This window comes from Pseudomonas sp. 478 (genome assembly GCF_003254125.1).
Classification (GTDB): domain Bacteria; phylum Pseudomonadota; class Gammaproteobacteria; order Pseudomonadales; family Pseudomonadaceae; genus Aquipseudomonas.
In genome coordinates this window covers 93033-107038 of record NZ_QKZG01000010.1, presented here as the reverse complement: position 1 = coordinate 107038, position 14006 = coordinate 93033, and the positions used below count along the sequence as shown (strand labels likewise).

Here is a 14006-nt window from a genome sequence, read left to right as displayed (position 1 = left end):
AAAAGCCTTACAGAACTGAGATTTAGGAGCGCAAAAGGAGGGGCAGCGAGAATCTGACGTGTCGTTCTGCTCAATAACTTGAATCAGCACTGAAGGCTGCGTTCGGAAGTTAAAGTAATTTGTTAAGAGTAAGATTTTTTCGGTATTAGGAAAGTGCTTCTGCTGTTGATTCTGTAAGGAGGGAAATTACTACTACAGGCGCCCTGCTCAATCATTAAAGCAGGGAGGGGAAAAAAGGTGGAGAGTCGATCTGTAAGCCGGGTTCTGTCTTGAACAGTCATTCGTCTACGATGGCCATCACTGGACATCTTTAGCAACCTACCCGGTCCCAGCGCGGGCCACGCCTTGGGACCCTATTTGGTCTTGCTCCAAGTGGGGTTTACCTAAGCCACGAACTGTTGCCAGACGTGCGGTGCGCTCTTACCGCACCTTTTCACCCTTACCGGCGCCGAAGCGCTTAGGCGGTTATTTTCTGTGGCACTTTCCGTAGGCTCACGCCTCCCAGGCATTACCTGGCACTTCGCCCTATGGAGCCCGGACTTTCCTCCCCCCCCTAATTTTCATAGAGGGCAGCGACTGTCCGATCGACTCTCCGCCGCGAAGATTAACGGCAGAGCAGCCGAAGGACAAGCGCTAAACGCCTTGGGCTGCGCCTGCACGTCGGTTTCTACTCGCCCTTCTGTTTATCCAGCGCGACCTGATAGAGCACATTCTTGCGCTCGCCAGTAATTTGCGCCGCCAACGCTGCGGCTCGCTTGAGCGGCATTTCTTCAAGCAACAGATTCAGAATGCGCATCGCTTCACTGCTGACAGCGTCCTCAGTCTCGGGGGCAGACCAACCCGCCACCAACACCACGCACTCACCGCGCTGCTGATTGCTGTCTGACTCGACGAACTCGCGCAACTCAGCCAGAGGCAAGCCTTTAAGGGTTTCGAACGTCTTGGTCAGCTCGCGCGCCAGCAACGCCGGACGCTCACCACCAAACACCAACTCCATGTCTTGAAGGCACTCAAGAATCCGGTGCGGGGCTTCATAAAAAATCAGCGTGCGCGGTTCTTCCTTTACCAACTCAAGACGGGCGCGCCGACCGACTGCCTTGGCCGGCAGAAAGCCTTCGAAGATGAAACGGTCCGACGGCAGACCCGCCGCCGACAACGCGGCGATCAACGCGCAGGCGCCCGGAACCGGCACCACATTGATCCCCGCCGCACGGGCCTGGCGCACCAGGTGATAACCCGGATCGGAAATCAACGGCGTGCCGGCATCTGAAATCAGCGCCACATCGTCGCCGGCAAGCAAACGCGTGATAAAGCGGCTACCTTCATCCCGTTCATTGTGTTCATGGCAGGCCGCCAGCGGCGTAGGAATACCGAAATGCTGCATCAATCGCTGGGAGTGACGGGTATCTTCGGCAGCGATCAGGGCGACCTCGCGCAGGATTTTCAGCGCACGCGCACTGATGTCGTCCAGGTTGCCGATGGGCGTCGCCACCACATAAAGCGAGCCAGCAGCGGAATTCAAAGCACCTGGAGCAGTCAAAGCGCACACCTCATGATCGGTAAAAGCCGCCATTGTAGCGCGTCGTGACGTTCGCGATACGCGCAAGCAACCCTCGGTTTTGCAGCCTTTTGTGCAGTGCCGCAACATTTGCACGAGCTAAATTGATCGATTCACACCAGTAACATCGCGCCCCGGCCAGTGCTTGGGTACAATTCCACGCTAATTTGATCGAGTATCAGGAACACTACATGATCGCTTGCCTGCGGCTGTTCACTGCCCTCTGCCTTGCTGCCTTGCTGGCGGCTTGCGCCAGCTCGCCCTCCTCCAGCCTTGGCGAACTTCCACGGACCCCGGATGCCAGTATCGAGCAACTGCTCGCACAGGCCGCTCAAAGCAAAGACCCGGAAAAAGCCTCCCTGTTGCGCCTGAGCGCGGCAGACCTGGCCTATCGTCAGGGGAATGCCGGCCAGTCCGCGCAAATCCTGCAACAAGTCCCGGTCGAAACCCTCAAGCCTGGCCAACAGGTGTTCGCCAGCACCCTGGCGGCTGAACTGGCCATGGTGCGCAATCAGCCCAAAGCGGCGCTGACCGCCTTGAGTCATCCGAGCCTGCAACGCCTGAGTGAACTGCCGGTTGAGCAACAGGTCCGCACCGGCACTGTTCATGCCCGCGCCCTTGAAGCCGATGGCCAGACGCTGGCCGCCGCACGGGAGCGCATTTTCATCGCGCCAATGCTTGAAGGTGAAGCCGCCAGCAAAAACCACGAAGCGATCTGGACCCTGATCGCCTCGCTGCCGACTGATCAATTGCAGCCGAGCACCACCGACGACCTCGGCGGCTGGATGGGCCTGGCACTGGCGGTGAAAACTGCCGGCACCCTGGAACAGCAGCAAGCCGCGATCGACAACTGGCGCGCACAGAATCCAAAGCACCCGGCCGCCATTCAATTGCCGCTACCACTGACCAAGCTCAAGGAACTGGCCAGCCAGCCCCTGAGCAAAATCGCCCTGCTGCTGCCACAAGACGGCCCGCTGGCGTCGGTTGGCAAAGCACTGCGTGAAGGCTTCATGGCTGCTCACTACCAGGCCCAACAAGCCGGGCAGAAGCCGCCAGCGATCGAGTTCTATGACAGCTCGCGCCTGACGTCCCTCGACGAGTTCTATCGCAAGGCTCAGGCCGACGGCGTGCAACTGGTCATCGGCCCGCTGGAGAAACCGCTGGTCAAACAGATCAGCGCTCGCCCGCAACTGCCGATCACCACCCTGGCACTGAATTACAGCGAAGGCGCACAAGGTCCGGCGCAACTGTTCCAGTTCGGTCTTGCGGCTGAAGACGAAGCCCGCGAAGTGTCCCGCCGCGCTCGCGCCGATGGCCTGCATCGCGCAGCCATCATGGTGCCGAAAGGCGAATGGGGCGATCGCGTCTTGAAAGCGTTCAGCCAGGATTGGCAGGCTAACGGTGGCAGCATCGTCGCTACCGAACGCGTCGACCAACCGGTTCAACTGGCCCAGCAGATCGCCGATATGTTCCAGCTGCGTCAGAGCGAAGGTCGTGCCAAGAGCCTGCAAAGCACCGTTGGCGGACAGATCGCCGCCCAGCCTTCGCGTCGCCAGGACATCGAGTTCATCTTCCTGGCTGCAACGCCTCAGCAAGCCCAGCAGATCAAGCCGACCCTGAACTTCCAGTACGCCGGCGACGTGCCGGTTTATGCCACTTCCCACGTGTTCAGCGCCAGCGGCGATGTGAACCAGTACAACGACATGAACGGCATTCGCTTCTGCGAAACCCCATGGTTGTTGGAGGCTAACGATCCACTGCGCAAGCAAGTAACCGCTCAGTGGCCGCAAGCTGCTGGCAGCCTGGGCCGTCTGTACGCGATGGGTGTTGACGCCTATCGCCTGGCACCACGCCTGGGGCAACTCAAGGCTCTGCCGGACAGCCGCATCGAAGGGCAATCGGGCAGCCTGGGCATGACTCAGAACCAACGTGTGGTCCGCCAGTTGCCGTGGGCGCAGTTCGTCAGCGGCCAGGTTCAACGCCTGCCGGACACCCCGCGCTGATGCCCGACCGATCACGCCAGCAAAGCGGCAAAGATGCCGAGCGCCATGCGCTCGAGCATCTTCAACAACAAGGTCTGCGCCTGCTGGCGCAGAACTGGTTGTGTAAACGCGGCGAGCTTGATCTGGTCATGCTTGATGGCGATACAGTAGTATTCGTTGAAGTCCGCTACAGAAAAAACACTCAATGGGGTGGCGCGCTCGGCAGCATCGATGAGCGCAAACGGCAGAAACTGATAATTGCCGCGCAGTATTTTCTTCAGCGCGAGTCGCGTTGGGCCAATTCCCCTTGCCGTTTCGACGTGGTTGCCATCGACAGCAACCTCGATCAGTTGAACTGGTTGCAGAATGCCTTCGACAGCTGATCGCGTGCGCCCCGAACCGGACACTTTCACCCAACACTTTTGCTCTTTGCTTTGCGGGCTGCACATTCATGTGCCGAGTAGCCGCGCTAATTAAGGTCACACAGATGGACATGCAATCCCGAATTCGCCAGCTTTTTCAGGCCAGTATCGATACCAAGCAAATGGCGATGGACGTACTTGCACCGCACATCGAGCAAGCCAGCCAGGTGATGGTCAACGCCCTGCTCAACGAAGGCAAAATGCTGTCCTGCGGCAACGGCGGCTCTGCCGGTGATGCCCAGCACTTCTCGTCCGAGCTGCTCAACCGTTTCGAGCGTGAGCGTCCGAGCCTGCCAGCGATTGCGCTGACCACCGACAGCTCGACGATCACTTCGATCGCCAACGACTACAGCTACAACGAAATCTTCTCCAAACAGATCCGCGCCCTCGGCCAGCCGGGTGACGTGTTGCTGGCGATTTCCACCAGCGGCAACTCGGCAAACATTATTCAAGCGATCCAGGCCGCACATGATCGCGAAATGGTTGTCGTAGCATTGACCGGTCGCGATGGTGGCGGTATGGCGTCGCTGCTATTGCCCGAGGACGTCGAGATTCGCGTACCGGCCAACGTCACCGCACGTATTCAGGAAGTCCACCTGCTGGCGATCCATTGCCTTTGCGATTTGATCGACAGCCAACTGTTCGGGAGTGAAGAATGACCCCTAATCGCCTAGGCCTTCTGGCCTTGACACTGTGCCTCGGCATCAACGGCTGCACCTCGGTGGTTAACGCCAGCCGTGAAGCACCGATTGAAGATGACCGCGGCACCCGCACCTTCGGCAGCAAGATCGACGACTCTCTGATCGACACCAAGGTCGGCGTGAACATTGCCAAGGCCGATCCAGCCCTGGATAACGACTCGCACATCGTCGTCACCAGCTTCAATGGCGTCGTGCTGCTTGCCGGGCAAACTCCGCGTGCCGACCTCAAGGCCAAGGCCGAACAGGCCGCTGCGGCTGTTCAACGCGTGAAGACAGTCCACAACGAACTGCAAGTCCTGCCACCTTCCGGCTTCCTTGCCCGCCAGAACGACACCTGGCTCACTTCCAAGATCAAGACCCAGATGCTCACCGACCCGAACATTCCGGGCTCGCGCATCAAGGTTGTCACCGAGAACGGCATCGTTTACCTGCTGGGCCTGCTGACCAAACAGGAAGCTGCCCAAGCCACCAATTTGGTGCAGGGCGTTTCCGGCGTGCAGAAGATCGTGAAACTGTTCGAATACATCGACTGACACGCAACACGCAGGCACAAAAAAGGCGATCCTTTCGGATCGCCTTTTTTATTACTTCACCACTTTCAAACTGGGTCGACCGCTGGGACGCGGCGGCTCACTGTCGGGTGGCGGAATATCGTCATCCGGCTCGATCTCTTCCTCGTCTTCCATAGGCGATTCCAGATCGAACACCATGCCCTGACCGTTCTCCCGGGCGTAAATACCCAGGATCGATGCGATAGGCACGTACAGGGTGTGTGGCACGCCACCGAAACGCCCTTCGAAGCTGACCGCTTCGTTGTCCATGTGCAAATGACGCACGGCTGCCGGCGATACGTTCAGGACAATCTGTCCGTCACTGGCAAAACCCTGAGGCACCTGCACCGACGGATACTCGGAATTGACCAGCATGTGCGGGGTGCAATCGTTGTCCACAATCCACTCGTAGAGCGCGCGGACCAGATAAGGTCGACTGGAGTTCATAGCGGCTCCTTAAGCCTTAGCGCATATCGCGTTCGACACCAGACAGACTCGCCTGGAAAGCCTCACGCGCAAACGAGCGCTCCATATAATCAAGCAGCGGCTTGGCAGGCCGCGGCAGTTCAATACCCAGAATCGGCAATCGCCAGAGTATTGGCAATAGGCAGCAATCCACCAGACTTTGTTCCTCACTGAGGAAAAACGGCTTGTCGGCGAACAACGGCGACACGCCTGTCAGGCTTTCGCGCAGCTCTTTACGAGCCACGACACGGGCTGCTTCCTTGGACCGGGAATCCAGGATCAGATCCACCAGTCCACACCAGTCACGCTGAATACGATGAATCAGCAGACGGCTGTTGGCACGCGCCACTGGATAAACCGGCAGTAAAGGCGGGTGCGGGTAACGCTCATCCAGATATTCCATCACCACGGTCGACTCCCACAACGCCAGGTCACGATCGACCAGGGTGGGCAAGCTGCCGTAAGGGTTCACTTCAATCAGTTTAGGCGGCTGGCGACCAGCTTCCACGTAAATGATCTCGGCGCTGACACCCTTCTCTGCAAGTACGATACGCACTCGGTGGGAATAGTGGTCGGCGGGGTCGGAGTAACAGGCCAACCGATTGGTCACGCCCATGGCGGTCCTCCTCGCTTGTTGAAATTATCGGAAACGGAAAAACGCGCGCGCCCAGAGAGCGCCTCTCGTAACGCCTGGATCACCAGGCTCGTTACACCTTCAGAGACGCCCTTGGGCGCGCGCGATTGACAGCAATTTTACAGCAATATCAATGGACGTCTTTCCAGTATTCACGTTTGAGCAAGTATGCGAATACGAAGAAGAACGCCAGGTACAGCAACACATAGGTACCGATGCGCTGATGCTGCAGCTTCACCGGGTTGGCCGAGTAGGCCAGGAAGGTCACCAGATTCTTGACCTTCTCGTCGAACTGCTCTTCGTTCAGCGTGCCGGTTTTCGGCAGTATGGTCAGCTGGTCGCAGGCTTCATGCGTCAAAGCCGTGCCGGTCAGCGGATCGTATTGCTTCTTGCCGTCATCGACGATTTGAACTTGTTTACAGCCTACCACCTGACGACCCTGCAGGCCGACCAGAACGTTAGGCATCCCGACGTTCGGGAATACCTTGTTGTTCACGCCCCAAGGACGCGATGGGTCTTCGTAGAAAGATTTCAGGTAACCGTAGAGCCAGTCAGTGCCACGAACGCGGGCGACCAGGGTCAGGTCGGGCGGCGCCGCACCGAACCAGGTCTTGGCGTCAGCCGGCTGCATGCCGATGCTCATGTGGTCGCCGATCTTGGCGCCGGTGAACACCAGCTTCGAGAGCATCAGGTCGTGCGGAATGCCCAAGTCATCGGCGACACGCTCGTAACGCTGGAACTTGGCGCTGTGACAGCCCATGCAGTAGTTGGCGAATGTACGCGCACCATCCTGCATGGCAGCCTTGTCGGAAACGTCGATATCGACTTTTTCGAGCTCAGGACCACCGTGTTCGGCCGCGAAGGACAGCACAGGCAAAGCAGCAAGAATCAGTACAGCAAATAGCTTTTTCATCAGCCAGTCACCCTTTCCGGAACCGGTTTGGTCTTCTCGAGCCTGGTGTAGAACGGCATCAGAATGAAGTAGGCGAAGTACAGGAAGGTACATACCTGCGACAGCAACGTCCGCTCGGGGGTTGGGGCCAATACGCCCAGCACGCCCAGAATCACGAACGAGATGCAGAACACCCAGAGCCAGATCTTGCTCAGCCAACCCTTGTAGCGCATCGACTTGACCGGGCTACGATCGAGCCATGGCAGGACGAACAGCACTGCAATGGCCGCGCCCATGGCGATAACGCCCAGGAGCTTGTCCGGAATCGCCCGCAGAATCGCGTAGAACGGCGTGAAGTACCAGACCGGAGCGATGTGTTCTGGTGTCTTGAAGGCGTTCGCCACTTCAAAGTTCGGCTTCTCGAGGAAATAACCACCCATTTCCGGGAAGAAGAACACGATCGAGCAGAAGATGAACAGGAACACCACCACGCCGACGATATCTTTCACGGTGTAGTACGGGTGGAAGGCAATGCCATCCAGCGGTACGCCGTTTTCGTCTTTGAATTTCTTGATGTCCACGCCGTCCGGGTTGTTCGAACCGACTTCGTGCAGCGCCAGAACGTGCAGCACCACCAGACCGAGAATCACGATCGGCAAGGCAACAACGTGCAGGGCGAAGAAGCGGTTCAGGGTAATACCGGAAATCAGGTAGTCACCACGGATCCACTGAGTCAGGTCGTTGCCGATGACCGGGATCGCACCGAACAGCGAGATGATCACCTGGGCGCCCCAGTAAGACATCTGGCCCCACGGCAGCAGGTAACCCATGAACGCTTCAGCCATCAGCGCCAGATAAATCAGCATGCCGAAGACCCACACCAGCTCACGCGGCTTCTGGTACGAACCGTAGAGCAAGCCACGGAACATGTGCAGATAGACCACGATGAAGAACGCTGAGGCGCCGGTGGAGTGCAGCAGACGCAGGATCGAGCCGTACTCGACATCGCGCATGATGTATTCGACGGATGCAAACGCCTCTTCCGCCGACGGGGTGTAGCTCATGGTCAGCCAGACACCGGTAACGATCTGGTTGACCAGAACGAGCAGTGCGAGGGAACCAAAGAAATAGAAGAAGTTGAAGTTCTTCGGGGCGTAGTACTTGCTGAGATGGTCTTCCCACATTTTGGTCGCGGGAAAGCGCGCATCAACCCAATCCATGAACTTGCTCATCACGCTTTCTCCGTATCGACGCCAATGACAATGATGTCATCGGTCTCATAGGAATGCGGGGGAACTGGCAGGTTCAAAGGCGCAGGTTGCGACTTGTAGACGCGGCCAGCCAGATCGTAGTGGGAACCGTGGCAAGGGCAGAAATAACCACCTACCCAGTCCTTGCCCAGATCCGCAGGTGCCACTTCTGGACGGAAGGTCGGCGAGCAACCCAGGTGCGTGCAGATACCGATCAGCAGCAGAACCTCTGGCTTGATCGAACGCGTTTCTGGATCGACGTAGGTCGGTTGTGTCGAGTTCTTGGAGGTCGGGTCAGACAGCTGGCCCTCGATCTTTTTCAGATTCCCCAGGATTTCCGCGGTTCGGCGAACAATGAATACTGGCTGGCCGCGCCACTCAGCAATCATCTGCTGGCCTGGCTCGATTTTGCTGACATTCACTTTCACCGGTGCACCAGCGGCTTTCGCCTTGGCACTGGGAAACCATGACCCCACGAACGGGACCGCAGCCCCCACCGCTCCTGCAGCACCCACCACGGATGTGGCTGCTACCAAGAAGCGACGCCGGCCTGCATTCACGCCGTCATTGCTCATTCAGTCCTCTCCCATCAGCTTTGTGGCCTGTTAAATCAGGCGTCTACTAAGTAAAAATCTGAACTTATAAAAATTTTGCCGAATGGTAATGAAAAGCCCCAATTCTGACAAGGTAATTACCGAGGGGCTCCACTGCCAAGCCTTGCAGTATAGGGCTTCTACGGCTGTGGCAAGTTGTCACAGAGCAATTCTTTGATAAATCGCGCCCATAAAAAAACGCCCAGCTTCGCGAGGAAACTGGGCGTTCTTTTTGAACGTAAAAGCGAATTAACGCTTCGAGTACTGCGGACGCTTACGCGCTTTACGCAGACCAACTTTCTTACGTTCAACTTCACGTGCATCGCGTGTAACGAAGCCAGCTTTGCGCAGAGCGCCACGCAGGGTTTCGTCGTACTGCATCAGTGCGCGAGTGATACCGTGGCGGATTGCGCCAGCTTGACCACTTACACCACCACCGATCACGGTGACGTAGATGTCGAATTTCTCGACAGTCTCAGTCAGTTCCAGCGGCTGACGAACTACCATGCGGGCAGTTTCGCGGCCGAAGAAATTTTCCAGGGTGCGGTTGTTGATGGAGATGTTACCAGTACCCGGACGCAGGAAAACGCGTGCGGTTGCGGTCTTGCGACGGCCAGTGCCGTAATTTTGAGTCGCCGACATAATGAACTATTCCGTTAAAACTTCAGTTCTTGGGGCTGCTGAGCAGTATGAGGGTGTACAGCGCCCGCATAGACTTTCAGCTTACGATACATGTCGCGACCCAGCGGGTTCTTAGGCAGCATGCCTTTGACCGCGGTCTCGATCACGCGCTCAGGGGCTTTAGCAATCAGCTTTTCGAAGTTGATCGACTTGATGCCGCCCGGGAAACCGGAGTGGGAGTAGTAGATTTTGTCGGTGGTTTTAGCACCGGTTACACGAATCTGCTCGGCATTGATAACGACGATGTAATCGCCGGTGTCAACGTGAGGAGTGTACTCAGCTTTATGCTTGCCACGCAGACGGCTCGCGATTTCGGTGGCCAGACGACCCAGGGTCTGACCTGCAGCGTCGACGACAAACCAGTCGCGCTGTACTGTTTCCGGTTTAGCAGTAAAAGTTTTCATTCTTTATAGCCTCAGGGGCCGCCCTGTAAATTAGACGGCGGATCTTACTGAATAGTGCGTACTTTGACAAGTCAAAGGCAGCCGGATACAGACGCTTTCGGGGGCTCGGGTCGGCGCGTCCGTTCAACGGCAAGATTCTTCGGCGGCGGCGCATCACTTCCACTGCAGAAAGAGGTGCGCAATTATGCAGATTGCGAAAAATAATTCAACCTGCTTTTATGATTGTTTTGCCCAAGGAGCACCCGATGGATTATCGACAGCTAGGCCGAACCAATCTGAACGTGAGCGCCATCTGCCTCGGCACCATGACCTGGGGCGAGCAAAACAGCGAGGCTGAAGCCTTCGCCCAGATTGAACGGGCCAAGAGCGCCGGGATCAATTTCATCGATACTGCCGAGATGTACCCGGTGCCGCCCAAGGCCGAAACCTACGCCACCACCGAGCGCTACATCGGCAATTACTTCAAAAGCCGTGGTGATCGCGCCGACTGGATCCTGGCCAGCAAGATCGCCGGCCCCGGTAACACCATCGACTACATCCGCGACAAAAACCTGCGACACAACCGCCAGCACATCATCGAAGCCGTGGACGCCAGCCTCAAGCGCTTGCAGACCGACTACATCGACCTCTACCAACTGCATTGGCCGGAGCGCAGCACCAACTTCTTCGGCCAGCTCGGTTACAAACACCAGACCGAAGCCAACCTGACGCCGCTGGAGGACACCCTCGAAGCACTGGACGAGCAGGTCAAGGCCGGCAAGATCCGCCACATCGGCCTGTCGAATGAAACGCCATGGGGCACCATGCGCTTCCTCGCCCTGGCCGAAGCCCGTGGCTGGCCGCGCGCCGTGTCGATCCAGAACCCGTACAACCTGCTCAACCGCAGCTTCGAAGTCGGCCTGGCGGAAATCGCTATCCGCGAACAGTGCGGCCTGCTCGCCTATTCGCCGTTGGCGTTCGGTTTCCTGTCGGGCAAATACGAAGGTGGCGCGCGTCCGCCTAAAGGTCGCCTGAGCCTCTACAGCCGCTTCAGTCGCTATTTCAACCCGCAGTCGGAAGCCGCGTGCAGTCGTTATGTGGCACTGGCGCGTGAACACGGCCTGGACCCGGCGCAAATGGCGTTGGCGTTTGTCACTCAGCAGCCATTTGTGACCAGCAACATCATCGGCGCGACCACCATGGAGCAACTGGAGAGCAACATTGCCAGCTTCGAGCTGAAACTTTCCGATGAAGTGCTAGAAGGGATTGAGGCGATTCACAAGGATCACCCGAACCCGGCACCTTGATCGCCAGATAAAAAGCCTTCGCGAGCAAGCCCGCTCCCACATTCGACCGCATTCCTTCAGGAGAACTCGGTTAAATGTGGGAGCGGGCTTGCTCGCGAAGGCGGCCTGACAGTCACCGCATAATCAAAGCGACCGCGCAATAATCTCCTTCATGATCTCGTTGGTCCCCGCATAAATCCGCTGCACCCGCGCATCCGCCCACGCCCGGGCGATCGGGTATTCCCACATGAAACCGTAACCGCCATGCAACTGCACGCACTCGTCGAGCACTTTGCATTGCAGGTCAGTGCCCCAGTATTTGGCCATCGCCGCGGTCGGCACATCGAGCTTGCCTTGTAGGTGCAACTCCAGACAGCGATCAACAAAGACCCGACCGATCTGAATCTCGGTCGCCATCTCCGCCAGCTTGAAACGGGTGTTCTGGAAGTCGGCGATCGCCTTGCCGAATGCCTTGCGCTCGCGGGTGTAATCCAGCGTCCATTGCAACGCAGCTTCAGCCGAAGCAAGCCCGCCGATGGCCACGGTAAGACGCTCCTGCGGCAATTCCTGCATCAGGTACGCGAAGCCCATCCCGGCCTGCCCCAACAGGTTTTCCTTGGGCACCCGAACGTCCTGGAAGAACAGTTCCGAGGTGTCCTGAGCCTTCATGCCGACTTTTTCCAGACGCTTGCCCTTGGCGAAGCCCGGGGTGTCGGCTTCCACCAGAAACAGGCTGGTGCCTTTCGCGCCAGCCTTCGGATCGGTCTTGGCCACGACAATCACCAGGTCAGCGAGAAAGCCGTTGGTGATGAACGTCTTCGAACCATTGATCACGTACTCGTCGCCATCGAGCACCGCGGTGGTTTTCACCCCTTGCAGGTCGGAACCGGCACCCGGCTCGGTCATGGCAATCGCCGTGACCATTTCGCCAGACACCAGTTTCGGCAGGTATTTGTGTTTCAGCGCTTCACTGCCGTAATGCAGGATGTACGGCGCGACGATGTCCGAATGCAGGGAAAAACCGATACCGGTCAGGCCGAGACGACCGATCTCTTCGATCACCACCGCGCTGTAGAGAAAGTCCGCCCCCAGGCCGCCGTACTCTTCGGGCAGATGCGAACACAGCATCCCCGCCTCCCCTGCCTTGTTCCAGAGTTTGCGGTCGATATAGCCTTGTTTTTCCCATTGCCCATGGAACGGCACGGCCTCTTTTTCGAGGAACGTTCGCACGCTGTCGCGAAAAAGTTCGTGCTCGGAGCTGAACAAGGTTCTGGGGATCATGCGGCACCTGTCGTTATTGTTAGCCGGAATTGACCTTCAGAGACTATGCCTCGCATCCGGCACAGGACACTGGACACATCCGACAAAAAATAAGACGATCCAGCCGTCTGGTGACCACTTTCCCCTATAAGAATAAAGTTGAATTATGTCTAACCAAGTCTCCACGCCCTTACGGCGCGTCAGCATCCTGGCTATCGACCGGGTTTTCGCTTCCACCCTCATGCAAGCCAAGGATTTCTTCCACCTGGCCAGCCTGCGTTATGGCAAACAACTGGGCCAAGGCCTGACTCCGGCGTTCGAAACCCGCCTGGTCAGCCCCGACGGCAAACCGGTGAACAGCTTCAGTGACGTGATCATGCCGGTGGATGGCGGCCTGGAAAACGCCGACATCATTGTCCTTCCAGCCTTCTGGGACGATTTCGACACGCTTTGCCAACGTTACCCACAAGTCCTGCCCTGGCTGCGTCAGCAACATGCTCGCGGCGCGGTGCTGTGCGGTGAAGCCACCGGGGTGTTCTGGCTGGCCGAGGCCGGATTGCTCGACGGCAAGGAGGCGACCACTTACTGGCGCTTCTTCAATGCGTTTGCCGAACGCTTCCCACGGGTTCAGCTCAATCAGGACAAACACCTGACCGACGCCGACAACCTGTATTGCGCGGGCGGCACCACTTCGGCCTGCGACCTTTACATTTACCTGATCGAACGCTTCTGCGGCGCCAACGTGTCCCAGGCCGTGGCCCGCGACATCCTTTATGAAGTGCAGCGCAGCTACTCGCCAGGACGAATCGGTTTCGGCGGTCAGAAGCTGCACCAGGATGTGATCATCCTGCAGATCCAGCACTGGCTCGAAGAACACTTCGCCGACAAATTCCGTTTCGAAGACGTGGCTCGCGAGCACGGCATGAGCATCCGCAATTTCATGCGGCGCTTCCAGACCGCCACCGGTGACAAGCCGCTGCATTACCTGCAACGACTGCGCATCGAAACCGCCAAGGGCCTGCTGTCCGGCAGCCGCAAGAGCATCAAGACCATCAGCTACGAAGTCGGTTACGACGATGCGAGTTTCTTCGCTCGGCTGTTCCGTCAGCACACGGAGTTGTCGCCGAACCAGTATCGGCAGCAATTTCAACAAGCAGCCTAACGGTTGATACAGGCGCCGCCACGCAATTGCCAAGCGGCGCCTGCTTGCGAATTAAACTGCCTATACCAACAGTGTTTAAAGATAACGATAAAGTGATTATTTCCCTTACATGAAAAACGGAATGCAGAGCACCGGACAAGTCCTTTGTACTCTTGCGAGCTGCTTACTGAAAACCCCAATATATTC

General features: G+C 57.7%; 15 protein-coding genes and 1 other RNA gene. 6 read left to right on the top strand and 10 right to left on the bottom strand.

Translation table 11 applies throughout. The features are described 5' to 3' along the window. Positions 1–237 precede the first annotated feature (237 nt). An RNA gene (gene rnpB, locus DFS28_RS21215) (RNase P RNA component class A) lies at positions 238–592 on the bottom strand. Between the two features lie 75 nt (positions 593–667). Further along, positions 668–1573: a 16S rRNA (cytidine(1402)-2'-O)-methyltransferase gene (rsmI, locus tag DFS28_RS21210; protein WP_161990822.1), complete on the bottom strand. Its 906-nt coding sequence runs from the start codon at positions 1571–1573 to the stop codon at positions 668–670. Between the two features lie 176 nt (positions 1574–1749). Between rsmI and DFS28_RS21205 the strand changes: the two genes are divergently transcribed. The 4 genes from DFS28_RS21205 to DFS28_RS21190 all read left to right on the top strand — a co-directional run bounded on the left by DFS28_RS21205 (position 1750) and on the right by DFS28_RS21190 (position 5196). Further along, complete coding sequence (locus tag DFS28_RS21205) at positions 1750–3561, top strand: penicillin-binding protein activator (RefSeq protein WP_111451312.1); 1812 nt, start codon at positions 1750–1752, stop codon at positions 3559–3561. After that, positions 3561–3923: a YraN family protein gene (locus DFS28_RS21200; protein WP_008147480.1), complete on the top strand. Its 363-nt coding sequence runs from the start codon at positions 3561–3563 to the stop codon at positions 3921–3923. Before DFS28_RS21205 ends, DFS28_RS21200 begins: the two co-directional genes overlap by 1 nt. Before the next feature lie 104 nt (positions 3924–4027). Further along, entirely contained in the window at positions 4028–4621 is a 594-nt protein-coding gene (locus DFS28_RS21195; RefSeq protein ID WP_007943727.1) for a phosphoheptose isomerase, read from the top strand. Beyond that, positions 4618–5196 carry a BON domain-containing protein gene (locus DFS28_RS21190; RefSeq protein WP_111451311.1) on the top strand — a complete coding sequence of 193 codons (579 nt, stop codon included), beginning with the start codon at positions 4618–4620 and terminating at the stop codon, positions 5194–5196. Before DFS28_RS21195 ends, DFS28_RS21190 begins: the two co-directional genes overlap by 4 nt. Before the next feature lie 51 nt (positions 5197–5247). On the opposite strand, the gene DFS28_RS21185 is transcribed toward DFS28_RS21190, so the two are convergent. From DFS28_RS21185 to rplM, 7 genes are all read right to left on the bottom strand, one after another. Next, a complete protein-coding gene (locus DFS28_RS21185) occupies positions 5248–5661 on the bottom strand; it encodes a ClpXP protease specificity-enhancing factor (protein WP_008155980.1) in 414 nt (137 codons plus the stop codon). A 16-nt stretch (positions 5662–5677) separates the two neighbouring features. Next, positions 5678–6295 carry a glutathione S-transferase N-terminal domain-containing protein gene (locus tag DFS28_RS21180; RefSeq protein ID WP_008155978.1) on the bottom strand — a complete coding sequence of 206 codons (618 nt, stop codon included), beginning with the start codon at positions 6293–6295 and terminating at the stop codon, positions 5678–5680. A gap of 148 nt (positions 6296–6443) precedes the next feature. Continuing rightward, positions 6444–7226, bottom strand: a complete 783-nt coding sequence (locus tag DFS28_RS21175; protein WP_111451310.1) for a cytochrome c1 — start codon at positions 7224–7226, stop codon at positions 6444–6446. Next, the gene (locus tag DFS28_RS21170) at positions 7226–8437 is read right to left on the bottom strand and encodes a cytochrome bc complex cytochrome b subunit (RefSeq protein ID WP_008155974.1); all 1212 of its coding nucleotides are present in this window, start codon (positions 8435–8437) and stop codon (positions 7226–7228) included. The genes DFS28_RS21175 and DFS28_RS21170 overlap by 1 nt, the downstream gene beginning before the upstream one ends. Then, positions 8437–9030 (bottom strand): ubiquinol-cytochrome c reductase iron-sulfur subunit, encoded by a 594-nt coding sequence (gene petA, locus DFS28_RS21165; RefSeq protein ID WP_033061319.1) that lies wholly within the window; start codon positions 9028–9030, stop codon positions 8437–8439. The genes DFS28_RS21170 and petA overlap by 1 nt, the downstream gene beginning before the upstream one ends. A gap of 267 nt (positions 9031–9297) precedes the next feature. After that, positions 9298–9690, bottom strand: a complete 393-nt coding sequence (gene rpsI, locus DFS28_RS21160; protein WP_003216038.1) for a 30S ribosomal protein S9 — start codon at positions 9688–9690, stop codon at positions 9298–9300. A 14-nt stretch (positions 9691–9704) separates the two neighbouring features. Next, positions 9705–10133, bottom strand: a complete 429-nt coding sequence (rplM, locus tag DFS28_RS21155; protein WP_007905295.1) for a 50S ribosomal protein L13 — start codon at positions 10131–10133, stop codon at positions 9705–9707. Positions 10134–10378: 245 nt separating this feature from the next. On the opposite strand from rplM, the gene DFS28_RS21150 reads away from it, so the two are divergent. Then, a complete protein-coding gene (locus DFS28_RS21150) occupies positions 10379–11419 on the top strand; it encodes an NADP(H)-dependent aldo-keto reductase (RefSeq protein WP_111451309.1) in 1041 nt (346 codons plus the stop codon). Positions 11420–11542: 123 nt separating this feature from the next. On the opposite strand, the gene DFS28_RS21145 is transcribed toward DFS28_RS21150, so the two are convergent. Next, the gene (locus tag DFS28_RS21145) at positions 11543–12679 is read right to left on the bottom strand and encodes an acyl-CoA dehydrogenase family protein (RefSeq protein ID WP_111451308.1); all 1137 of its coding nucleotides are present in this window, start codon (positions 12677–12679) and stop codon (positions 11543–11545) included. A 244-nt stretch (positions 12680–12923) separates the two neighbouring features. On the opposite strand from DFS28_RS21145, the gene DFS28_RS21140 reads away from it, so the two are divergent. After that, entirely contained in the window at positions 12924–13820 is an 897-nt protein-coding gene (locus DFS28_RS21140; RefSeq protein WP_173860460.1) for a GlxA family transcriptional regulator, read from the top strand. Positions 13821–14006 lie beyond the last annotated feature (186 nt).

Coding starts and splice junctions, on each gene's coding strand:
- DFS28_RS21175 (WP_111451310.1), bottom strand. CDS start 7,226: ATGAAAAAGCTATTTGCTGTACTGATTCTTGCTGCTTTGCCTGTGCTG.
- rsmI (WP_161990822.1), bottom strand. CDS start 1,573: ATGGCGGCTTTTACCGATCATGAGGTGTGCGCTTTGACTGCTCCAGGT.
- DFS28_RS21180 (WP_008155978.1), bottom strand. CDS start 6,295: ATGGGCGTGACCAATCGGTTGGCCTGTTACTCCGACCCCGCCGACCAC.
- DFS28_RS21205 (WP_111451312.1), top strand. CDS start 1,750: ATGATCGCTTGCCTGCGGCTGTTCACTGCCCTCTGCCTTGCTGCCTTG.
- DFS28_RS21150 (WP_111451309.1), top strand. CDS start 10,379: ATGGATTATCGACAGCTAGGCCGAACCAATCTGAACGTGAGCGCCATC.
- DFS28_RS21190 (WP_111451311.1), top strand. CDS start 4,618: ATGACCCCTAATCGCCTAGGCCTTCTGGCCTTGACACTGTGCCTCGGC.
- DFS28_RS21195 (WP_007943727.1), top strand. CDS start 4,028: ATGGACATGCAATCCCGAATTCGCCAGCTTTTTCAGGCCAGTATCGAT.
- rplM (WP_007905295.1), bottom strand. CDS start 10,133: ATGAAAACTTTTACTGCTAAACCGGAAACAGTACAGCGCGACTGGTTT.
- DFS28_RS21145 (WP_111451308.1), bottom strand. CDS start 12,679: ATGATCCCCAGAACCTTGTTCAGCTCCGAGCACGAACTTTTTCGCGAC.
- DFS28_RS21185 (WP_008155980.1), bottom strand. CDS start 5,661: ATGAACTCCAGTCGACCTTATCTGGTCCGCGCGCTCTACGAGTGGATT.
- petA (WP_033061319.1), bottom strand. CDS start 9,030: ATGAGCAATGACGGCGTGAATGCAGGCCGGCGTCGCTTCTTGGTAGCA.
- DFS28_RS21200 (WP_008147480.1), top strand. CDS start 3,561: ATGCCCGACCGATCACGCCAGCAAAGCGGCAAAGATGCCGAGCGCCAT.
- rpsI (WP_003216038.1), bottom strand. CDS start 9,690: ATGTCGGCGACTCAAAATTACGGCACTGGCCGTCGCAAGACCGCAACC.
- DFS28_RS21170 (WP_008155974.1), bottom strand. CDS start 8,437: ATGAGCAAGTTCATGGATTGGGTTGATGCGCGCTTTCCCGCGACCAAA.